The organism is Streptomyces sp. NPDC001922, from assembly GCF_042891165.1.
Classification (GTDB): Bacteria; Actinomycetota; Actinomycetes; order Streptomycetales; family Streptomycetaceae; genus Streptomyces.
In genome coordinates, this window is the sequence record NZ_JBIASV010000008.1 from 36929 (window position 1) to 56518 (window position 19590).

General features: G+C 72.7%; 20 protein-coding genes. 5 read left to right on the top strand and 15 right to left on the bottom strand.

Going from position 1 to position 19590, the window contains the following annotated elements:
* Positions 1–27 precede the first annotated feature (27 nt).
* Together ACFYYR_RS16005 and ACFYYR_RS16010 are read right to left on the bottom strand one after the other, a co-directional pair.
* Complete coding sequence (locus ACFYYR_RS16005) at positions 28–1269, bottom strand: GNAT family N-acetyltransferase (protein ID WP_388852664.1); 1242 nt, start codon at positions 1267–1269, stop codon at positions 28–30.
* Between the two features lie 309 nt (positions 1270–1578).
* Entirely contained in the window at positions 1579–2160 is a 582-nt protein-coding gene (locus tag ACFYYR_RS16010; protein ID WP_388852666.1) for an ABC transporter substrate-binding protein, read from the bottom strand.
* A 141-nt stretch (positions 2161–2301) separates the two neighbouring features.
* Here ACFYYR_RS16010 and dtd point away from each other — a divergent pair, with 141 nt between their 5' ends.
* Positions 2302–2727, top strand: coding sequence for a D-aminoacyl-tRNA deacylase (gene dtd, locus ACFYYR_RS16015; protein ID WP_351515054.1), 426 nt, complete (start codon positions 2302–2304; stop codon positions 2725–2727).
* Positions 2728–2775: 48 nt separating this feature from the next.
* On the opposite strand, the gene ACFYYR_RS16020 is transcribed toward dtd, so the two are convergent.
* The 5 genes from ACFYYR_RS16020 to ACFYYR_RS16040 all read right to left on the bottom strand — a co-directional run bounded on the left by ACFYYR_RS16020 (position 2776) and on the right by ACFYYR_RS16040 (position 9605).
* Positions 2776–3651: a carbohydrate ABC transporter permease gene (locus ACFYYR_RS16020; RefSeq protein ID WP_388852669.1), complete on the bottom strand. Its 876-nt coding sequence runs from the start codon at positions 3649–3651 to the stop codon at positions 2776–2778.
* The gene (locus tag ACFYYR_RS16025; RefSeq protein WP_388852672.1) at positions 3648–5039 is read right to left on the bottom strand and encodes a carbohydrate ABC transporter permease; all 1392 of its coding nucleotides are present in this window, start codon (positions 5037–5039) and stop codon (positions 3648–3650) included. The genes ACFYYR_RS16020 and ACFYYR_RS16025 overlap by 4 nt, the downstream gene beginning before the upstream one ends.
* 9 nt (positions 5040–5048) lie before the next feature.
* Positions 5049–6383, bottom strand: a complete 1335-nt coding sequence (locus tag ACFYYR_RS16030; protein ID WP_388852675.1) for an ABC transporter substrate-binding protein — start codon at positions 6381–6383, stop codon at positions 5049–5051.
* Positions 6380–8077 (bottom strand): glycoside hydrolase family 13 protein, encoded by a 1698-nt coding sequence (locus ACFYYR_RS16035; protein ID WP_388852678.1) that lies wholly within the window; start codon positions 8075–8077, stop codon positions 6380–6382. Before ACFYYR_RS16035 ends, ACFYYR_RS16030 begins: the two co-directional genes overlap by 4 nt.
* A 250-nt stretch (positions 8078–8327) precedes the next feature.
* A complete protein-coding gene (locus ACFYYR_RS16040) occupies positions 8328–9605 on the bottom strand; it encodes an ABC transporter substrate-binding protein (protein WP_388852681.1) in 1278 nt (425 codons plus the stop codon).
* 192 nt (positions 9606–9797) lie between these two features.
* Between ACFYYR_RS16040 and ACFYYR_RS16045 the strand changes: the two genes are divergently transcribed.
* The 3 genes from ACFYYR_RS16045 to ACFYYR_RS16055 all read left to right on the top strand — a co-directional run bounded on the left by ACFYYR_RS16045 (position 9798) and on the right by ACFYYR_RS16055 (position 13545).
* The gene (locus ACFYYR_RS16045; protein ID WP_388852684.1) at positions 9798–10304 is read left to right on the top strand and encodes a PadR family transcriptional regulator; all 507 of its coding nucleotides are present in this window, start codon (positions 9798–9800) and stop codon (positions 10302–10304) included.
* A 125-nt stretch (positions 10305–10429) separates the two neighbouring features.
* A complete protein-coding gene (locus tag ACFYYR_RS16050; RefSeq protein ID WP_388853515.1) occupies positions 10430–11233 on the top strand; it encodes an ABC transporter ATP-binding protein in 804 nt (267 codons plus the stop codon).
* Between the two features lie 5 nt (positions 11234–11238).
* On the top strand, positions 11239–13545 hold the full coding sequence (locus ACFYYR_RS16055; protein ID WP_388852686.1) for an FtsX-like permease family protein: 2307 nt from the start codon (positions 11239–11241) through the stop codon (positions 13543–13545).
* A 36-nt stretch (positions 13546–13581) separates the two neighbouring features.
* On the opposite strand, the gene ACFYYR_RS16060 is transcribed toward ACFYYR_RS16055, so the two are convergent.
* From ACFYYR_RS16060 to ACFYYR_RS16070, 3 genes are all read right to left on the bottom strand, one after another.
* On the bottom strand, positions 13582–14562 hold the full coding sequence (locus ACFYYR_RS16060) for a YgfZ/GcvT domain-containing protein (protein WP_388852689.1): 981 nt from the start codon (positions 14560–14562) through the stop codon (positions 13582–13584).
* Between the two features lie 10 nt (positions 14563–14572).
* Positions 14573–15079: a Fur family transcriptional regulator gene (locus ACFYYR_RS16065; protein ID WP_388852692.1), complete on the bottom strand. Its 507-nt coding sequence runs from the start codon at positions 15077–15079 to the stop codon at positions 14573–14575.
* Positions 15080–15286: 207 nt separating this feature from the next.
* Positions 15287–15850 carry an FABP family protein gene (locus ACFYYR_RS16070; RefSeq protein ID WP_388852695.1) on the bottom strand — a complete coding sequence of 188 codons (564 nt, stop codon included), beginning with the start codon at positions 15848–15850 and terminating at the stop codon, positions 15287–15289.
* A gap of 321 nt (positions 15851–16171) precedes the next feature.
* Here ACFYYR_RS16070 and ACFYYR_RS16075 point away from each other — a divergent pair, with 321 nt between their 5' ends.
* Positions 16172–16534, top strand: coding sequence for a DsrE family protein (locus ACFYYR_RS16075; protein WP_388852698.1), 363 nt, complete (start codon positions 16172–16174; stop codon positions 16532–16534).
* Positions 16535–16579: 45 nt separating this feature from the next.
* Here ACFYYR_RS16075 and ACFYYR_RS16080 read toward each other — a convergent pair whose 3' ends face one another.
* From ACFYYR_RS16080 to ACFYYR_RS16100, 5 genes are all read right to left on the bottom strand, one after another.
* Positions 16580–16921 (bottom strand): DUF3099 domain-containing protein, encoded by a 342-nt coding sequence (locus tag ACFYYR_RS16080; RefSeq protein ID WP_388853518.1) that lies wholly within the window; start codon positions 16919–16921, stop codon positions 16580–16582.
* A 124-nt stretch (positions 16922–17045) separates the two neighbouring features.
* Positions 17046–17336, bottom strand: coding sequence for a DUF1416 domain-containing protein (locus ACFYYR_RS16085; RefSeq protein ID WP_351515628.1), 291 nt, complete (start codon positions 17334–17336; stop codon positions 17046–17048).
* A 30-nt stretch (positions 17337–17366) separates the two neighbouring features.
* Positions 17367–18206, bottom strand: coding sequence for a sulfurtransferase (locus ACFYYR_RS16090; RefSeq protein WP_388852702.1), 840 nt, complete (start codon positions 18204–18206; stop codon positions 17367–17369).
* Between the two features lie 147 nt (positions 18207–18353).
* Complete coding sequence (locus ACFYYR_RS16095) at positions 18354–18434, bottom strand: putative leader peptide (RefSeq protein WP_351515640.1); 81 nt, start codon at positions 18432–18434, stop codon at positions 18354–18356.
* 395 nt (positions 18435–18829) lie between these two features.
* Positions 18830–19534 (bottom strand): DUF2993 domain-containing protein, encoded by a 705-nt coding sequence (locus ACFYYR_RS16100; RefSeq protein WP_388852706.1) that lies wholly within the window; start codon positions 19532–19534, stop codon positions 18830–18832.
* Positions 19535–19590: the final 56 nt, after the last annotated feature.

The following is a 19590-nucleotide window of genomic DNA, read 5'->3' on the forward strand; positions in this document are numbered from 1 at the left end:
GCAGGGCCGGAACGGCGTCAGAACACGTCAGAACACGTCGGGGCACCAGGGGCGGCGGGAGGTGCGCAGCAGGGTGTCCGCCAGGGCGGCGGCTCCCGGGCGCTCCTCCGTGACGCGTCCCAGTGCTGTCAGCCGGACCGCCGACTCGTCGCCGAGGTAGAGGCTGCCCAGCTCGGTCATGCCCAGCGTCAGATCGGCCGAGGCGGTGGTCGGGGTGCAGGTCGCGCCCTCCGGGGAGGCGCCCAGCCGGAAGCGTCCGGCGGCCAGGCCCGTCGGGTCGTGGACGTCCAGCACCAGCGAGCCGGTGGCCGGGTAGGTACGGGCCTCCAGGGCGCGCGGCACGTCCAGCAGCCGGATCCAGAGCCAGTCCGCGGCTTCGACGGTCCGGACGGCGCGGGGGTCCGGCAGCAGCAGCGGGAGGAGGTCGTCCGGGGCGCGGAAGTTCGTGTTGACCTCGGTGATCCAGTCGATCGACAGCAGGAAGTGCCACAGCGCCCGTTCCGCGGCCGGGGTGGTCGCGACGAGGTCGCGCACCGTGGCGCGGCAGTGCGGCTGCTTGTCCGTCCAGTGGTCGTCGGCGGTGTAGGTGAGGAGCCCGTCGACCCGGCCGTCCGCCGAGCGGTACAGCACATGGAACGGCTCCTTCCACGACGCGGAGGGGAGGCGGATGTCGCCGGTGTTGATCCGCCACCAGCGTTCGTCGCGGTCGACCGCGCCGTGCTGGCCGGCGCGCAGCCGTTCGTGCAGATCCGGGCCGAGCTTGCGGACGTCCGTGCCGTCCACCAGGTCCACCCGGCCGCCGTCGTCCGGGCCCGACCAGCGCGGGTCCAGCCCCGTCCGCCCGACGTCGATCCGCCACCGGGAGGCCCAGGTGGCCGGGCCGAAGCCGTACCGGCCGTAGATCGGGTACTCGGCGGCGATCAGGGTCGAGACCACATCGCCGCGCTCCTTGGCGCGGGCCTGGTCGTCGGCCATCATCCGGCTGAGCAGCCCGCGCCGGCGGTGGGTGGGGGAGACGGTCACATTGGTGACCGCGTTGGCCGGCACGGCCGCGCCGCCCACCACGGTGAGCTCCTGGGAGAAGCTGCGGAACGTGCCGACGCACCGGCCCGCGTCGAAGGCGCCCTGGGTGCGGTCCGGGTCGATGCCCGCCCGCCGGACCTCGGCCTCCTCCTCCACACCCTGCTGCGGCCGGAGGAACCCGGTGAACATGGCGCGTATCCAGTCGGTCAGCTCGGAATCGGCGATGGTCCGGATGTCGAGGCTCATGTCTCCACGCTAGGCGAGCCCGTCACGCCCGAGCACATGATTTTCTGGGAGCCGCCCGGCACCGCATTCCGGGTGTACGCGACCCGTCCGGCCCGGTCGGCGTGGAGCCTGCGGCGGGCCGTCGGGCGGTGCGTACGGTCCGTCGTACGGTGCCGGGCCGGACGCTTCTGCCGGGGCAGGCGGCCGGCGGCCGGCAACCGATGGCCGATGCCGGTAACGGTGACCGGTCCGGGCGTCGGCCGCCCGGCTCCCGGACCCCGATCAGGCACGTCCCCGATCAGGCACGTCCCCGATCAGGCGAGCCCGTGATCAGGCGAGCAGGTCGTCGACCTGGGCCTCGCCCGCCCGGTACCGGCGGGCGATCTCCGCGCTGCAGTCGTCCGCCGTGCGCTGGAGCTGCTGCCGTCGTCGTGACAGCTGCTGTTCGCAGCGGGCGAGCCGGCCCATCGCGCCGTGGAGCTCCTCGTCCGTCCGGGACTCCAGGTCCGACAGTTCGACCTCGGCGAGCATGTCCTCGGCCAGCCGCTGGGCCTCCTCGCCGTGCGGGGTGCGCAGCGAGACGTGCCGGGCCGAGCGGTTGCGGGCGGGGCCGTCGGCCAGGATCTCCGGCAGCCGGTCGACGACCGGCGACTCCGGGGCGGCCCGCCGGCCCTGCTCGGCGCCGAGGATGTCGATCCGCCCCTGCAGCAGCCGCCGCACGTAGCTGAGATCGGCCTCCTCCTGCTGCGACTCGCGGCGGAGCGCCCGGAGTTCCGGGAGCCGCAGCTCCCGGAGCTCGTGCCGCGGTGTGTCGGACAAGGAGGTGGTCCTCTGCGTCGGCGGTCGCGTGGTGGTGGTCGTACGGGCTGTAGGTACGGGACCGGGTGTCTTCCCGGCTCCAGGTGTGCTCATGCGTATCCGTCCCCTCGTCCGGTGCGGCGCCAGGTCACCGACGTGCGCACCGCCTGTGAGCATCGTGCCACTGTGCGCGCTGCACGTGCATCGGCACCGCACCTGATGGGACCCGGACGGGTGCAGGGCATGATGGTCCGTATGCGTGCAGTGGTGCAGAGAGTGAACGGGGCCGCGGTCGTCGTGGACGGCGAGACGGTCGGCGAGATCGTGGGTCCGGGCCTGTGTGTGCTGGTCGGGGTCACCCATGAGGACACCGCGGCCACCGCAGCCCAACTGGCGCGCAAGCTCTGGTCCGTGCGGATCCTGGAGGGGGAGAAGTCGTGTTCGGACCTCGATGCACCCCTCCTGGTGATTTCGCAGTTCACTCTCTACGGTGATGCCCGCAAGGGCCGCCGGCCGACCTGGAACGCGGCCGCGCCCGGTGAGGTCGCCGAGCCGCTCGTCGACGAGGTCGTCGCGCAGCTGCGGGCGCTGGGCGCGCAGGTGGAAACGGGCCGGTTCGGAGCGGACATGAAGGTCTCGCTCACGAACGACGGCCCGTTCACGGTGCTGCTGGAGGTGTGAGGCGCGGGGGCCCGGTCGCGTGACCGGGCCGGCGCGGCGGCGGGAAGGTCACTTGACCGAGCCGGCCATGACCCCCTGGACGAAGTGCCGCTGGAAGGCGAAGAACACGGCCACCGGCACGATCAGGGACAGGAACGCCCCGGGCGCCAGCACGCCGATGTTGCTGCCGAACTGCCGCATCTGCGACTGCAGGGCCACCGTCAGCGGCTGGGAGTCGCTGTCAGCGAAGATCAGTGCGACGAGCATGTCGTTCCACACCCAGAGGAACTGGAAGATGGCCAGGCTGGCGATGGCCGGCCGGCCCAGCGGCAGGACCAGTTGGACGAAGATCCGCCATTCGCCGCCGCCGTCCATCCGGGCGGCCTCCAGCATCTCCTGGGGGAGTTCCGCGAAGTAGTTGCGGAGCAGGAAGATCGCGAACGGCAGCCCGTAGGCGACGTGGAAGAGGACGACGCCCGGGATGGAGCCGAAGAGCCCGAGCCCGCCGAGCAGCTTGGCGACCGGCAGCAGCCCGACCTGGACGGGCACGACGAGGAGGCCCACCACGATCAGGAAGATCCAGTCCCGGCCGGGGAACTCCAGCCAGGCGAAGGCGTAGCCGGCCAGGGCCGCGACGACGACCACGACGACGGTCGTGGGCACCGAGATCAGCACGGTGTTCCAGAACGCCTGGACGATGCCCGCGTCCTTCAGCAGTGCGGTGTAGCTGTCGAAGGAGAGCCCGCCGGGGTCGGTGAAGGCGTGCCACCAGCCGGTGGTGGCGTTGTCCTCCTCGGAGCGCAGCGAGGCGAGGAAGAGCCCGAGCGCGGGGGTCAGCCACAGCAGTCCGATGATCGCCAGGACGGCCTGCACCAGCCCGCCGCCGGCCCACTGCGCCAGCCGGGCCGCCGGCCGCTTCCGGTCAGGGGCGTGGAGGGTGGTCATGACTGGCTCCTGCGGAAACGTCGGATGTTGAAGACCATGGCCGGGACCACCAGGAGCAGCAGCAGGACGCCGAGGGCGCTGCCGAGTCCCTGGTTGTTGCCGCCGCCGAAGGACACCAGCCACATCTGCATGGCCAGGACGTTGGCCTCCTGCTGCACCGGGCCGGGGGCGATGATGTAGACGAGGTCGAAGACCTTCATCACATTGATCACCATGGTCACGAAGACCACGGTCAGTACCGGGGCGAGCAGCGGGACGGTGATCCGCCGGAAGATCTGGCCCTCGCTCGCGCCGTCCATCCGGGCGGCCTCCAGCACCTCGCGGGGCAGGGCGGCCAGGCCGGCGCCGATGAGGACCATGGCGAATCCGGTCCAGATCCACAGGTAGGCGCCGATGATCGCGGGGGTGACGAGGGCGGGGCCGAGCCAGGCGACGCCCTGGTAGGGCTCGGCGAAGTCCGCCGCCGGCAGCCGGAGGGCGTAGCTGCCCGGCTTCAGTCCGGTGAGCCGGTACGAGCCGTCCGCGGCCGTGGTGGCCTTGGCGGCCACGGTGCCGCCGCGCACCGCTTCGACCGTCATCCCCGGCAGTCCGCGCTCGGCCGGGTCGACCCGGCCCGGCTTTCCGCCGCCGCCGGGGGTGAAGTCGACGTAGACGACGCCCCGGAGTTCGCCGCCGGACGCTTTCGCGGACGCGGCGGCCTGCGCCGGCTTCGCCTGCCGGGGGAGGTCCTTCGGCGGGACGCCGACCAGGCCGAGGGCGGCCGTGCTGCCCGGGCCGAGGTCCGGAGCCGTCCGGTACGAGCCGTCCTGCTGCTTCGTCAGACCCTGGCCGGGGCGGGGCCGGGCAGTGGGGAACGACGCCCCCTGGTCGAAGGAGTCGTGCACGCCGACGGCCGCGGCGTTGAGCACGCCCCGCTCGGGGTCCTGCTCGTAGACGACGCGGAAGATGATGCCCGCGGCGAGGAAGGAGATCGCCATCGGCATGAACATCAGCAGCTTGAACGCGGTGGCCCAGCGGATCTTCTCGGTGAGGACGGCGAGGACCAGGCCGAGGCCGGTGAGCAGCACCGGGGCGACGACGACCCAGATGGTGCTGTTGCGGATGGCGGTGAGGGTGGCCGGGTCGCGGAACATCTCGGCGTAGTTCTCGCCGCCGACGAACCGGGTGCCGCCGGCGTCGAAGAAGCTGCGGCCGACGGTGAACAGGATCGGGTAGGCGACCAGCGCGCCGAGCAGCAGCAGCGCGGGCAGCAGGAACAGTCCGGCGATGAGCCGGCGTCGCCGGGTGGCCCGCCGGCGGGGGTCGGCCCCGGTGCCGCCCGTCTTCGGGGGCGGCACCGGGGCCGCCGTGCCGGGCACGGCGGTGTCGGGCGGAGCGGTGGCTGGCATCGGGAGGTCTCAGTCCTTGTAGGCCTTGGCCGCGGCGGCCTCGAGCTTCTTCGCGGTGGCCGCGGGGTCGGAGGGGTCGCGCAGGAAGTCCTGGAGGGCCTTCCACTCGCCGGCGCCCTGGGTTCCGCCGAAGGCGGCCGGGGCCTGGTCGGACATGTCGAAGCGGACCGAGTCGCCCGCCTTCACCAGCGACTGCGCGGTGCGGCGGCTGGTGGCGTCGGCGTAACTGCTGGGGTCCAGCTTCTCGTTGGGGGAGATGAAGCCGCCCGCCTTCGCCCAGATCTCCGCGGCCTCGGGCGTCGCCAGGTACTCGACGAGCTTCATCGCGGCCTTCGGGTTCTTGCCGTCCTTGAGCACGGCCGCCGCGTCACCGCCGCCGACCACCGGGGCCTTGCCCTGGTCGACGGCCGGGAACGGGAAGAACTTGGCGTCCTGGCCGACCTTCTTCTTGAACTGGCCGGAGATCAGGCCGCCGACGAAGTCGCCCTCGTAGACCATGCCCGCCTTGGGGCTGTTGCCGAAGACCTCCTCGACGGACTCGGGGAAATCGGTGCGCAGGGCGCCCGAACCGCCGCCGGAGACCAGGTTCTTGTCCCGGAAGAGCTCGCCCAGGGTCGCGAGGGCCTTCTTCACCGTGGGGTGGGTCCACGGGATCTTGTGGGCGGCCAGCTTGTCGTAGTTCTCCGGGCCGGCCTGGGAGAGGTAGACGTTCTCGAACCAGTCGGTGAGCGGCCAGCCGGCCTCGCCGGCGACGGAGAACGCGGGCAGGCCCGAGTCGGCGACGGTGCGCCCGGTCTTCAGCAGTGCCGGCCAGCTCTTCGGGGGCGTCACCCCGGCCGTGTCGAAGGCCTCCGGGCTGTACCAGACCGTGGACTTGTGCGACGCCTTGAAGTAGAGGCCGTAGAACTTGCCGCCCACGCTGCCGTAATCCCGCCACACCGGCGCGAAGTTGATCCCGGCCTTGTCGTGGACGTTCGCGGAGAGCGGCTGCAGCCAGCCCTTCTCGGCGAACTGCTTGAGCACGCCGACCTGCGGCACCATCACCACGTCGGGGGCGTTGCCGCCCTCGATCTTGCTGCCGACGACGGTGGAGACGTTGTCGCCGGTGGAGACGAAGTTGACGGTGGCGCCGGTCTTCTCGCCGAAGGCGTCCAGCACCTTCTTGAAGTTCTTCTGCTCCACACCGGTCCAGACACCGGCGACGGTGATCTTCTGCCCCTTGAGCTCCTGCTTGCCGGAGCTCGCCGGGCCGGTGGTGCCGCCGCAGGCGGTGGCGGTCAGCGCGAGGCCGAGGGCCAGCGCGCCGGAGGCCGCGGCGGTGCGTCGTCTCGAGGTACGGCTCATGGTGTGGGTCCCTTCGGGGATGAGGCGGGTGGGAAGAGCGGTGCGGTGGTGGTCGGGTCGCTGATCCACCAGGCGGCGGTGGAGCCGGGGAGGGTCCCGGGCGGGCAGTCGCCGCTGGCCAGCAGGGGGGTGCCGGTGACGGGGGCCGGGGCGGCCTCCGTGCCGAAGTTGACGGCGCACACCAGCCCGTCGCCGCGGACGAACGCGAGGACCTGCGGCGGTGTCTCCAGCCAGCGCAGGGTGCCTTCGCCCAGCTGGGGCAGGCTGCGCCGCAGTTGCAGCCCGTCGCGGTAGAGGTGCCAGAACGAGCGGGTGTCGGCCAGGGCGCGGTCGGTGGCGTGCTCGGCGAACCACTCCGGCTGCGGCAGCCACGGCCGGGCGGCTCCGGCGCCGGAGGTGAAGCCGAACGGGGAGGCGTGCCCGGTCCAGGGCAGCGGCACCCGGCAGCCGTCGCGGACGAACCGGCGGCTGCCGGTCCGGTGGAAGATCGGGTCGGTGAGGACCTCGTCGGGCAGGTCGACGACCTCGGGCAGCCCGAGTTCCTCGCCCTGGTAGACGTAGGCGGCGCCGGGCAGGGCCAGCATCAGCAACGCGGCGGCGCGGGCGCGGGCCGGGCCCAGGCCGCTCGCCTCCCCGCTGGGCTCGCCGGCGTAGCGGGTGACGGTCCGGACCTGGTCGTGGTTGTTGAGCACCCAGGTGACGGTGGAGCCGGTGCCCGCGATGTCCCGCATCGCCTCGGAGATGGTCGTGCGGAACGCGTCGACGTCCCACCGGGCGCTGAGCAGGTGGAAGAAGAACGCCTGGTGGAGCTCGTCGGGGCGGACGTACTCGGCGTGTTCGCGGGCGGTGGGCACCGAGACCTCGCCGACGAGCAGCCGGTCCAGGCCGTCGCGGGCGGTGTACTCCTCGCAGACCGCGCGCCAGTCCCGCCACACCTGGTGCACCTCGGGCTGGTTCCAGGCGAGCGGGTTGACCGAGTCCCGGGACCGCTCGTCCGCCTCCGGGTCGGGGGAGTCGGGCAGCTCCGGGTGCTTGTGGAGGCCGGCGGCGACGTCGATGCGGAAGCCGTCCACCCCGCGGTCCAGCCAGAACCGCAGCACGTCGTCGAAGTGCTCGCCCACGGCCGGGTCGCGCCAGTTGAGGTCGGGCTGCTCGGGGGTGAACAGGTGCAGGTACCAGGGGCCGGGCTCGCCGTCCGGCTCGGTGATCCGGGACCAGGCGGGGCCGCCGAACATGGCCCGCCAGTTGTTCGGCGGGAGTGCGCCGTCCGGGCCCCGCCCGGGGGCGAAGTGGAAGCGGGAGCGGGCCGGGCTGTCCGGGCCACCCGCCAGGGCCTCGCGGAACCAGGGGTGGGCGCTGGAGCAGTGGTTGGGGACGATGTCGATGAGGACCTTCAGCCCGAGCCGGTGCGCGTCGGCGACCAGCAGGTCGAACTCGGCGAGGTCCCCGTAGACCGGGTCCACGCCGGTGTAGTCCGCGACGTCGTAGCCGTGGTCGTGCTGCGGCGAGGGGTAGAACGGGCTGAGCCAGATGCCGTCCACCCCGAGCTTCTTGAGGTACGGCAGGCCCACCCGGACCCCGGCGAGATCGCCGATGCCGTCGCCGGTGCTGTCGAGGAAGCTGCGGACGTAGACCTGGTAGATCACCGCATCCCGCCACCAGTGCTGTGTTGCGGCGGCCGTGGCTATGAGCATGTCCCGTTGCCCTGTCTGACTCGAAATGCGGCTGTCTGACTCGATTTGCGGCCTCGATCCAGTCGGCCGCCGTTGTGCATGCATGTTAAGTAGGCGTGTCGAACGGGTGTCAACGAGTCTGCAGGCAACGGATGCATAACTGGCCCGATATGTCCCGTAAATGGGGAGGGTGCGGGGTTGTGGATCAAGGAAAAGGGAGAGGCTTCTACTTAACGAGTAAGTAGAAGCTTCGGTGAGAGGGGACGAAGCGTCAGCCGCGGCGGGCGATCGCGTCGAGCTCGGCCCTCAGCCGCCGCAGGGCGCCGGCCGGGCTCTGCCGCTGGGCCATCGCGTCGTGGACGACCGCCTGGACGGCCAGGTTCACCTGCTCGTACCGGGGGCTCTTGGGCCGCGGCTTCGCGGTGAGCAGGCTCTTGTACAGGGTGGGCAGGTACGGGAACCTGCGCACCAGGGCCGGGTCCCGGTACAGATCCGCCCGGGCGGGCGGCAGCGAGCCCTCGGTGAGGACGCGGCGCTGGACGCGTTCGCTCGTCAGGTAGCGGATGAGCGCGGCCGCCGACTCCGGGTGCCGGGAGTTGGTGTTGACCGCGAGGTCGGAGCCGCCGAGGATGCCGGCCCCGGGCCCGTCCGGCCCCGGCAGCGGCACCACCCCGAACTTCCCCGCGACCTTGGAGCCCTCGGCGCCCGCCAGCGGGTAGGCGTACGGCCAGTTGCGCAGGAAGAGCAGCCGGCCGTTCTGGAACGCCCGCCGGGACTCCTCCTCCTTGTAGCCGAGCGCCTTCCGGGGGATCCAGCCCTCCCGCACACCGCCGGTGAGGAACTCCAGCCCGGTGCGGGCGGCGGGGGAGTCGACCGTGACCCGGCTGCCCTCGTCGGCGAGGATCGAGCCGCCGGCGGACTGCAGGGCCTCGGCCGCGTTCACGGTGAGGCCCTCGTAGGGGAGGAACTGCCCGGCGTAGCCGTCCAGCCCGTACCGGGGAGCGACCGTCCGGGCCAGCCGCCGCAGTTCGGGCCAGGTGCGGGGCGGCTTCTCGCCCGCCTTGTCGAGCACGTCCTTGCGGTAGTAGAGCAGGCCCGCGTTGGTCACGTAGGGGACGGCGTGCAGCCGGCCGCCGAAGGTCGCGGTGTCCACCACGGGCGGCAGGAAGCGCTTCAGCGGGAAGCGGCGGCCGTCGAGCGGGGCGATCCAGCCCGCGGCGGCGAACTCGGAGGTCCAGGCGACATCGATGTTGAGGACGTCGAACCGGTCGCTGCCGGACCGCAGGCTGGTGGACATCTGGGCGCGGACCTCGTCCGCGGCCTCCGGGAGCTCGACCAGGGTCACCTTCTCCGCCGGGTGGCCGCGGTTCCAGTCCGCCAGCACCCCGCGCAGATAACCGGTGAGGTCGCCGCCCGTCACGAGGGTCATCGGCCCGCGTCCGCCGGTGCCGCCCGCGGACGCGGTGGCCGGCCCGCCGGTACCGGCGTAGCCGGCGGCAATCAGTGCCGCCGCCAGGAGCCCCCTGCCCGCGGCTCGCGCCCACCGCATGGGTTCCTCCTTGTGCGCCGGCACCGGTCAGGCGTGCCCGGCGTCGGGCACCTGTATACCCGTTAGGCATGCGCGATACTAGACGTCGCAGCAAGGTCCGGGGAGCGATCCGGCTCACAGGCGGGGCGGCCTGCGGCGGCCATCGAACGGGTCACTGACGAGTAGGTACGGCGGGGAGGGAGGAGGGCGAGCGTGCGTCTGCCCCTCCTGGCACTTCTGGCGAAGGGCCCCGCGCACGGATACGAGCTCAAGCAGGCTCTTGAGAAGCTTCTGGGCGCGGCGTACCCTCAGCCGAACGTCGGGCAGATCTACGTCACCCTCGGCAGGCTGGAGAAGGCCGGTCTCATCGAGGGCGAGGACGTCGCCCAGTCCAGCAGACCGAACAAGCGGATCTACCAGCTCACCGCCGCGGGGCGGGAGGCGGTGGAGGCCTGGTTCGACGAGCCGGCCGACGAGCCGCGGGTCCGGGACGAGTTCTTCATGAAGCTCGCCCTCGCCCCGCACTCGGGGGCGGCCGACCAGATCGCCCTGATCAACAAGCAGCGCCGGCACTACCTCAACACCATGCGCGACCTGTCGAAGCTGGCCGCGGCCGAGGACCGGGACAACCGGGTCGCGCAGCTGCTGATCGAGGGCGCGATGCTGCATCTGCAGGCGGATCTCGACTGGTTGGAGCGCTGTCAGGAGGAGCTGGAATGAGCCGCGACCGCCGGCGCCCCGCCGTGGGGCGGGCCGAGGCCGCCACCGGGGCGGCGGAGCCCGGTACGGCTACGGCCGCGGACACGGCTGCGACCACGGGGACGGCTGCGGCCACGGGGACGGCTATGGACCCGGATTCGGGCACGGCCCCGGAGGCGGGCACGGCCCCGGAGGCCGCCTCCCCCGCCGGCACAGCGCCCCTCCTGCGGGCCGAGGGCCTGCACAAGACGCACCGTACGGACGGCGCCCCGGCCCTGGCCGTACGCGGCGCCGACCTGGTGGTGGAGCGCGGCGAGTTCGTCGCCGTGACCGGCCCGTCCGGCGCCGGGAAGTCCACCCTCCTCCATCTGCTCGGCGGGCTCGACCGGCCGGACAGCGGCAGGCTGTGGCTGGACGGCGAGCGCGTCGACTCCTACAGCGAGGCCCGCTGGGCCGTCCTGCGCCGCCGCAGCATCGGCGTCGTCTTCCAGTTCTTCAACCTGGTCTCCGACCTGACCGTGGCCGACAACGTCGAGCTGCCCGCGCTGCTGGCCGGGAGCTCACCCCGGCAGGCCAGGGAGAGCCGGGCGGAACTCCTCGCCGAGCTGGGTCTGGAGGGCAAGGAGCGCAGCACCCCCGGCGAGCTGTCCGGCGGCGAGCAGCAGCGCGTCGCCCTGGCCCGCGCGCTGGTCAACCGGCCGAGCCTGCTGCTCGCGGACGAGCCCACCGGCAGCCTGGACAGCAAGGGCACCCGCGAGGTGCTGCGCCTGCTCACCCGCTACCACCAGCGCGGTCAGACGATCCTGCTGGTCACCCATGACGCCCGGGTGGCGAGCACCGCGGACCGGGTGATCAGCTTCTTCGACGGCCGGATCGCCGACGACGCACCGCTGGGCGCCGGGGCCCGGCGCGGCGGCGGCGTCGCCGATGTGCTCGAACTCAAGGGCTGACCGGGATGCGGGCCACGGTGCGCTGGGTGCGCGCCGACCTCCGGCAGCACCGTGGCGAGGCCCTCTTCCTGGTGCTCGCCACCGCGGGCATCATCGTCTCCCTGCTGCTGGCGGGCGCGTTCCTGGCGTACGCGGCCAACCCCTGGCAGCGGGTCTTCACCCGGTCCGAGGGCGCCCACGTCTGGATCCACGCCAAGGCCGGACCCGACGCCGGACGGCTGGCCGGGCTCGACGGCGTCGAGCGGGCGGCCGGCCCGTACTCCACCGCGCAGGCCACCGCCGAGCTCGGTGGTACCCGGGCGAGCCTGCAACTGCGGGCCACCGGCCAGGAGCCGCCCGCGGTGGCGCGCCCGCTGCTCACCGACGGCCACTGGCTCGGTCAGCGCTCCGAGAACGGCATCGTGCTGGAGAGCTCGCTGGCCCGCGCGCTGTGGGCCGAACCGGGCGACGCGCTCGGCGTACGCGGCCCCGGCGGCACGGTACGGCTGCGGGTGGTGGGCGTCGCCGACAGCGCCGAACCGGCGTTCCGGCCCGGGGAGACCTCCGGCATCGGCTGGGTGCTTCCCGCCGCCCTGAACCGGGTCGAGCCCGACGCGCACCGGCACGGCCGGACCATCGGGCTGCGCCTGGCGGATCCGGAGGACACCGACTACGCCGTCCAGCGGGCCGTCACCACACTGGGCAGCGACCGGATCGCCCGGATCTCGACCTGGCAGCAGGCGCGCGCCGATGCCGAGGGCGGGGACCGGGTGCTCGGCCTGCTGCTGGCCCTGTTCGGGCTCGGCGCACTGCTCGCCGCCGCGCTCGCCGTGGCCGGGGCGATCGGCACCCGGATCCGCGGTCAGCTGCGGGACATCGCGGTGCTCAAGGCGGTCGGCTTCACCCCCGCCCAGGTCGTGAGGATGTTCCTGGTCGAGCATCTGGCGCTGGCGCTGCTGGGGGTGGGCTGCGGCGCCGTGCTCACCGAGACCCTGGGCGCCCGGCTGCCGGGCCGGACCGGCGAGGCGATGGCGCTCTGGCAGGACCTGCCGGAGCACACCTGGGCACCGTTCGCGATCTCGGCGGGGGCGGTGCTGCTCATCGCCGCGACCACCGCACTGGCCGCCTGGCGGGCCGGGCGGGTCCCGCCGGTGCCCATGGCGCGGGCCGCGCAGCCGGCCGGCCGCCGGCTGCCGGGGACCGCGATCCGGGCACTGGGCCTGCGGATCCCGCCCGCGCTGGTGCTCGGCTGGCGCGGCGCCTTCCACCGCCCGGCCCGCTCCGCGGCGGCCGTCGGCCGGCTGGCCGTACCGCTGCTGCTGATCACCGTGGCGCTGGGGGCGTGGACCACGCTGGACCGGTTCGAGAGCCACCCGGAGAAGGTCGGGCTCGCCGCCGAGCTCACCGCGCGGGGCGACGGCCTCGGGGACGCCGCGGTCCGCCGGCTGCTCACCGCCCGCCCGGAGGTGACCGCCGCCCACCCCGGCGCCGAGGTGGAGGCCCTGGTGCCCGGCCAGACCGGGACGATCACGCTGCGCGGCCTGGGCACGGCCCGGGTCCCGTACCCGTTCACCGTCGCCGAGGGGCGCGCCGCCCACGGGCCCGACGAGGCGGTGGCCGGGCAGGGGCTGCTGGATCTGCTGAACGCCCGGGTCGGCGACTGGGTGCGGATGACGGTCGAGGGCAAGCCGCAGGTCCTGCACATCGTGGGGCGCAGTATCGAGCCCGAGGACGGCGGCCGGGTGATCTCCACGTCGATGGACACCCTGCGGGAGCGGGACGCCGCGCTGCGGCCGGACTTCTTCCATCTGGAGCTGACCCCCGGCGCCGACCCGGCCGCGGTGAGCACCGCGCTCGCGGACTCCGCGCACGGCCGGCTGGACGTCCGGCGGATCACCAACCCCGCGGACGGGCTCTCCGCCGTCCGGGGCGTGATCGTCGGGCTGGTCGCGGTGCTGGCCCTGATCGGTCTGGCCGAGCTGTCGACCACCATCGGCGCGGGGGTGCGGGACCGGCGGCGGGATCTGCTCGCCCTCCGGGCCATCGGGCTGACGCCGCGTCAGATCATGGCGGTGATCGTCTCCGGTACCGGGTTCACCGCCCTGGCCGCCGCGGTGATCGGCACGCCCGCCGGAGTCCTCGCCGCGGACTGGCTGATCGACCTCCAGGGGCGGGCCAGCGGCATCGGCGCGGGCATCGCGGTACCGCCCCCGCCGGCGCTGCTGCTCCTGGTCGGGCTGGCCGCGGTGGCCGGGGCGGTCGCGGTGTCGGTGCTGCCCGCGGTGCGGGTGGTGCGGCGCCGACTGGTGGACACCCAGAGCGACGCGGTCTGAGACGGGGGAGGGCCGGGGCCGTCCCCCGCGGGGCCGTCAGGGCTCGACGACGACCTCCTGGGCCGCCGCCGTCGCGTCCACGATCAGCTCGGCGTCGACCGGAACGTTCCGCTTCACCAGGGCCAGCGCGATCGGCCCCAGCTCGTGGTGGCGTGCCGAGGTGGTGACGAAGCCCAGCTGCCGCCCCTCCTCGCCGTCGGCCGCCAGCCGGACCGGAGCGCCGTGCCCCGGCAGCTTCACCTCACTGCCGTCCAGGTGCAGGAAGACCAGCCGGCGCGGCGGCTTCCCCAGGTTGTGGACCCGCGCCACGGTCTCCTGCCCGCGGTAGCAGCCCTTCTCCAGGTGGACGGCGGAGCCCAGCCAGCCGAGCTCGTGCGGGATCGTCCGGTGGTCGGTCTCCAGGCCGAAGCGGGGCCGGTGCGCCTCGACGCGCAGCGCCTCCAGCGCCAGCACCCCGGCCGCCGGACCGTTCGCGGCGGCGAAGGACTCCAGGTCCGCACGGGGCAGGAAGAGGTCCCGGCCGTGCGGGGTCTCCCGGACGGCGACGCCCTCCGGCGACTCCGTGATGGAGCCCGCGGGGAGGTGGACGACCGCGTAGTCGTCCGTCGCGTCCTGCACCTCGACCCGGTAGAAGAACTTCATGCTCTCCAGGTAGGCGATCAACTCGCCCTGGGTGCCCGGCTCGACGTGCGCCCAGGTCGTCGCGCCGTCGTCCACCAGGTACAGCGCGTGCTCGATGTGGCCGTGCGGGGAGAGGATCAGTGCCTCGGTGGCCCGGCCCGGGGGGAGCTCGCTGACGTGCTGGGTGAGCAGCAGATGCAGCCAGCTCAGGCGTTCCTCGCCGGTCACGGTGATCACGCCGCGGTGCGAGAGGTCCACGAAGCCGGTGCCGTCGGCGAGCGCGCGCTGCTCCCGGAACAGGTCGCCGTAGTGCGCGGCGACACCGTCGTCCGGTGCCTCGGCGGCAACGGCGCCGGGCAGGGAGAGCAGGGGGCTGGCGGGAGAGTGTGCCTGCATGTGTACCAGCCTACGGTCCGTCGTTCGACGCTCCGGCTGCGCGGTCGGCATCCGTGGGACCGGCTTCCGTGGCGGCGCCGCCGGATGCGTCCGGGGTGGCGGCGGAGGAGCAGCCGGCGCACCGCCCGAAGATCGCGAAGTGCTTCAGGTCCGTGTCGAAGCCGAAGGTGTCGCGCAGTTGGGCGGTGAACCCGGAGGCCACCGACACATCGGCCTCGATGACGTCACCGCAGTCCCGGCACACCAGATGGAGATGGTGGTGCCGGTCCGCCAGGTGGTAGGTCGGCGCCCCGTGCCCGAGGTGGGCGTGGCTGACCAGCCCCAGCTCCTCCAGCAGCTCCAGGGTGCGGTAGACGGTGGAGATGTTCACCCCGCCCGCGGTGCGCCGCACCTCGGTGAGGATGTCGTCGGGCGTCGCGTGCTCCAGCCGGTCCACGGCCTCCAGCACGAGCTGACGCTGCGGGGTCAGCCGGTACCCGCGCTTCCGGAGGTCGCTCTGCCAGTCGGTGGTCACCACAGGGCCAGTGTAGGAGGCGGCGGGCCGGGTGCCGCGCGCCCACGACAACGGCTCCACCCCCGGGGACGGACGTCCCGCGGCCGGTGGAGCCGTGTGCGGCGGCGGAGCGGCGCGCCCCGGGGCCCCGGGGAAACGGAGTCCGCGGGAACGCGCTGCTGCGTGTCCGCGTGCTGCGTGTCTACGTCTGTGCGTCTGTGTGCCGCGCGTCTACTTGAAGAAGGCGATGCCGTCGTCCGGCAGGTCCTTGAGGTCCTTGGCCCACTCGCTCGGGTCGACGACCTTCTTCAGGTGCGCCGACATGTACGGGCGCAGCTCGACCTCGGGGGTGGCCTTCTCGCCGACCCACATCAGGTCGCTCTTGACGTAGCCGTAGAGCCGCTTGCCGCCGGTGTACGGTCCGGAACCGGCGGTGCGGGCGACGGCGTCGGTGGCCAGGTCGATCTGCGGCTTCTGGTCGGCCAGCTCGCCGTACCAGACCTCGGCCACACCCTGGTCGCGGATCATCACGATCTCGACCTTGCGGTCCTTGTCGATGCGCCAGAAGCCGGACTCGGACTCCAGCGGACGGACCTTCTTGCCCTCGCTGTCGAGCACCCAGGTGTGCGAGGTGTACTCGAGGAAGTCACGGCCGTCGTGGGTGAAGGTCACCTCCTGGCCGAAGTTGCACTTCTCGTCACCGGGGAAGTCGAAGACACCCGCGCCTTCCCAGTTGCCGAGGAGGAAGGCGAGGGGGACGAGGTCCGGGTGGAGGTCGGACGGAATCTCGATCATGAGCTCAGGCGATCTCTAGGGAGCGGGAGGAGGCGCTGGTCAGCGCTGGCCCTGGTACAGCTTCTTCATGGTGAGGCCGGCGAACGCGACGACGCCCACGCAGACCAGGACCAGCAGGGTGATGAAGAATGCCTCAAGCACGAGCGCGCTCCTCGGGGGAGTGTGGTGGTACGGACCGCGGTCGAGTCTAGTCCGCGGCGTCGGGGCCGGTGCTGTGAGGGCCGCCCCGGTGCTGTGAGGTGCGCCGCTGTCCCGGCGGGCCGCGCTCCCGGCCGTTGCGGGTCCGGCCGGTCCCGGCGGCGGCCGCTCTAGAGTGAGCACATGGCGAAGAAGCTCGTGATCAAGGTGACGGCCGGGGCCGACGCACCGGAACGGTGCTCGCAGGCGTTCACGGTGGCGGCGGTCGCCGTCGCCAGCGGGGTGGAGGTCTCGCTCTGGCTGACCGGTGAGTCCGCGTGGTTCGCGCTGCCGGGGAAGGCGGCCGAGTTCGAGCTGCCGCACGCCGCCCCGCTGCCCGACCTGCTGGACTCCGTCCTCGCCGGCGGCCGGATCACCGTGTGCACGCAGTGCGCGGCCCGCCGGGAGATCACCGAGAAGGACACCCTGGAGGGGGTGCGGATCGCCGGCGCGCAGGTCTTCGTCAGCGAGTCCCTGGCCGACGACACCCAGGCGCTCGTGTACTGAGTCCCGGCCGGGGCACTGAGTCCCGCCGGGGCCGGGCGGTCCGCCCTAGGGGCGGTCGTCGTCGCTCCGGCCCTCGTCGCCGGTCTGCCGCCCGTAGTGCTCGAAGCGGCGCCAGCTGTCGTCCAGCGGCTCGTCGTCCAGCCAGCTGTCGTCCGGCACGTCCCACCAGTGATCGTCCGGCTCCCGGCGGTTGGCGACGATCGCGGCGACCGGCGGGATCGCCATGGCGACGCAGCACATGCCGACGGCGGCCGGGACCGACCACAGGCGGACGACTCCCCAGGCCAGAACGAAGAGCCCCAGGCACAGCCCCATGAGGACGAAGTACCGGCGGCGTCGCCGTGCGTACATGCCTCCAGCGTACGGCGGCGGGGCGTCGAGGAGCAGGGCTCCGGCGGGCCACCGCGGGGCGACCGGACCTGGAACAGGCGGTGCGCCCGGACAGCACGGAGGGCCGCACCCCTGAGAGTCCAACCCCGGGGTACGGCCCTCCGGCCGCTGTGCGCCGTCGTCAGACGGCGATGGCGACGTCGGCCGCCGCGCCCTGCTGGGCGACGACCGTACGGTCCGCGGTGGCGCCCGGAACCAGGGCGCGCAGCGTCCAGGTGCCCGGGGCCGCGAAGAAGCGGAACTGCCCGGTCGCCGAGGTCGGGACCTCGGCGGTGAACTCGCCGCCGCCGTCGAGGAGGCGGACGTAGCCCGATACGGGCTCGCCGTCGCGGGTCACCGAACCCTGGATGATCGTCTCCTTGGCCACGTCAACTCCTGCCAGGTCCGGGCCGCCGGCTGTTGCTCCACACATGAGGGTGTCCTTCGGGTCGGGGGTCGGGGATCAGCTGTTGGCGCCGAGCTCGATCGGCACGCCGACGAGGGAGCCGTACTCGGTCCAGGAACCGTCGTAGTTCTTGACGTTCGCCTGGTCGAGCAGCTCGTGCAGGACGAACCAGGTGAGCGCGGAGCGCTCACCGATGCGGCAGTAGGCGATCGTGTCCTTCGACAGGTCGACCTGCTCCGTCTCGTAGAGCTTCTTGAGCTCGTCGTCGGACTTGAAGGTGCCGTCGTCGTTGGCGTTCTTCGACCACGGGATGTTGCGGGCGCTCGGCACGTGGCCGGGGCGCTGCGACTGCTCCTGCGGAAGGTGCGCCGGGGCGAGCAGCTTGCCGCTGAACTCGTCGGGGGACCGGACGTCGACCAGGTTCAGCTTGCCGATGGCCTGCGCGACGTCGTCGCGGAAGGCGCGGATCGAGGTGTCCTGCTCCTTGGCCTTGTAGTCGGTCGCGGGGCGCTCGGGCACCTCGGCCACCAGGTCGCGGGAGTCGAGCTCCCACTTCTTGCGGCCGCCGTCGAGGAGCTTCACGCTGTCGTGGCCGTACAGCTTGAAGTACCAGTAGGCGTAGGAGGCGAACCAGTTGTTGTTGCCGCCGTAGAGGACGACCGTGTCGTCGTTGGCGATGCCCTTCCCGGACAGCAGCTTCTCGAAGCCCGCCTGGTCGACGAAGTCACGGCGCACCGGGTCCTGGAGGTCCTTCTTCCAGTCGATGCGTACGGCGTTCCGGATGTGGTTCTTGTCGTAGGCCGAGGTGTCCTCGTCGACCTCGACGATGACCACCTTGGGGTCGTCGATGTGGGCCTCGACCCAGTCGGCGTCGACCAGGACGTCGCTGCGGCTCATGTTTTTCTCCTCCGGGGCAGTTTCGGATGCGCGGGCTGCGGCTGCGCGCGGCGCGCGGTGGTGCAGGGGTGCGCGTCGGTGCGCGGCCGCTTCTGTGGAGCGGGGAGGCCCCAAAGGGCCTGGGAGAAACGGGAGTCGGGGCTCCGCTCAGAACGAGCGACAGAGCATGGCGGCGACACGGCACAGGTCGACTGCCCGCCGCTTCGTGAGATCCGCCTGTCGCTTCATGCGTCCGATCGTAAGGAGCCGCGGGCACGCATGTCACCGGCGTGTCGGATGCTGAGACGCAAATGCCCGCCATGTGGGACGCAACATCGGCAGATGCCGTCCTGCCAGGCAGTCGGGGGTGAGCGGGGTCACGGCCGTCCGTCCGCCATCTGAGGTGCGGACGGAGCTGTCTCGCTCTGTGGACACCTCGGGGCCGGGGCGGCCGTCCGGGGGCCCCGGTGGCGCGTCGGCCGCGGCGGGGTGCGGGGCTGTTCGGTACCGGTGAGACGGCTGGGGGCCGGAGCCCGTTGGTTCGCCCACCGTCGGTTCGCCCACCGTCGGTTCGCCCACCGTCGGTGGGCCCGCCGGTGGTGGGCTCGTCGGTCAGGGGCTCCGGCGGATGCGGCTGACGCCGGTCAGCCCGCCAGTTCGACCTGACGGCCGACCACGGATACATCGACACCGTCCTGGGTCGTGACGACCTTGTCCAGTTTCATGCCCTCGGGCAGGCCGTCGATCTTCCGGTCGAAGTCGATCTTCCCGCGGACCAGATTCTCCAATCCGGGGATGCCGGCGCCGGGGATGTCGTCGGCATGCAGCCGGATCGTGTCGTCGCCGGTGACGCTGACCGTGCTGAGGACGCTGCGCTTGACGGTCCGGCCCAGGATCGAGACCCCGGCGGTGACCTTGACCTGGCTCTTCCCCACCTGGTCCCGGCCGCCGTAGCTGACGGCGACTCCCTCGCTGGAGGCCTGGGACAGGTCGTCGTAGCCGAGGTGTGCGGACCCGGTCGCCGAGTCGGCCACCGCGGAGGAGAAGGAGTCGTTCAGCTTCACGTCGCGCAGCTCGGCGGTGAGGCGGCTGATCCGCAGCGACCGGCCCGCCGAGCTGGCCGTGACGCCGTTCATGGTCACGTCGACCTCGTCGAGCTCCCTGCTCAGCGCCTGGGTGAGGAACGGGAAGCCCTTGATGGAGACGTCCGGGGTCTCCGCGAGGCCCTCGCTGCTCTTGATCTTGTCCGCCGCCTCGGACTCGGCCATGCCGACCGCGAGTCGGTCGGCCGCCACGAACAGGCCCCCCAGGACCACGGCGACGATCAGCAGTATTCGCAGTGCACGCATCCGACTGGCTCCCCCACCCTTTCGATCGGACTCCGTTGCCCAGTGAGCCTAACCGG

Coding starts and splice junctions, on each gene's coding strand:
- ACFYYR_RS16020 (WP_388852669.1), bottom strand. CDS start 3,651: ATGACCACCCTCCACGCCCCTGACCGGAAGCGGCCGGCGGCCCGGCTG.
- ACFYYR_RS16040 (WP_388852681.1), bottom strand. CDS start 9,605: ATGCGGTGGGCGCGAGCCGCGGGCAGGGGGCTCCTGGCGGCGGCACTG.
- ACFYYR_RS16060 (WP_388852689.1), bottom strand. CDS start 14,562: ATGCAGGCACACTCTCCCGCCAGCCCCCTGCTCTCCCTGCCCGGCGCC.
- dtd (WP_351515054.1), top strand. CDS start 2,302: ATGCGTGCAGTGGTGCAGAGAGTGAACGGGGCCGCGGTCGTCGTGGAC.
- ACFYYR_RS16070 (WP_388852695.1), bottom strand. CDS start 15,850: ATGATCGAGATTCCGTCCGACCTCCACCCGGACCTCGTCCCCCTCGCC.
- ACFYYR_RS16050 (WP_388853515.1), top strand. CDS start 10,430: ATGGACCCGGATTCGGGCACGGCCCCGGAGGCGGGCACGGCCCCGGAG.
- ACFYYR_RS16075 (WP_388852698.1), top strand. CDS start 16,172: ATGGCGAAGAAGCTCGTGATCAAGGTGACGGCCGGGGCCGACGCACCG.
- ACFYYR_RS16055 (WP_388852686.1), top strand. CDS start 11,239: ATGCGGGCCACGGTGCGCTGGGTGCGCGCCGACCTCCGGCAGCACCGT.
- ACFYYR_RS16030 (WP_388852675.1), bottom strand. CDS start 6,383: ATGAGCCGTACCTCGAGACGACGCACCGCCGCGGCCTCCGGCGCGCTG.
- ACFYYR_RS16025 (WP_388852672.1), bottom strand. CDS start 5,039: ATGCCAGCCACCGCTCCGCCCGACACCGCCGTGCCCGGCACGGCGGCC.
- ACFYYR_RS16010 (WP_388852666.1), bottom strand. CDS start 2,160: ATGAGCACACCTGGAGCCGGGAAGACACCCGGTCCCGTACCTACAGCC.
- ACFYYR_RS16100 (WP_388852706.1), bottom strand. CDS start 19,534: ATGCGTGCACTGCGAATACTGCTGATCGTCGCCGTGGTCCTGGGGGGC.
- ACFYYR_RS16005 (WP_388852664.1), bottom strand. CDS start 1,269: ATGAGCCTCGACATCCGGACCATCGCCGATTCCGAGCTGACCGACTGG.
- ACFYYR_RS16095 (WP_351515640.1), bottom strand. CDS start 18,434: ATGAAGCGACAGGCGGATCTCACGAAGCGGCGGGCAGTCGACCTGTGC.
- ACFYYR_RS16035 (WP_388852678.1), bottom strand. CDS start 8,077: ATGCTCATAGCCACGGCCGCCGCAACACAGCACTGGTGGCGGGATGCG.
- ACFYYR_RS16085 (WP_351515628.1), bottom strand. CDS start 17,336: ATGTGTGGAGCAACAGCCGGCGGCCCGGACCTGGCAGGAGTTGACGTG.
- ACFYYR_RS16090 (WP_388852702.1), bottom strand. CDS start 18,206: ATGAGCCGCAGCGACGTCCTGGTCGACGCCGACTGGGTCGAGGCCCAC.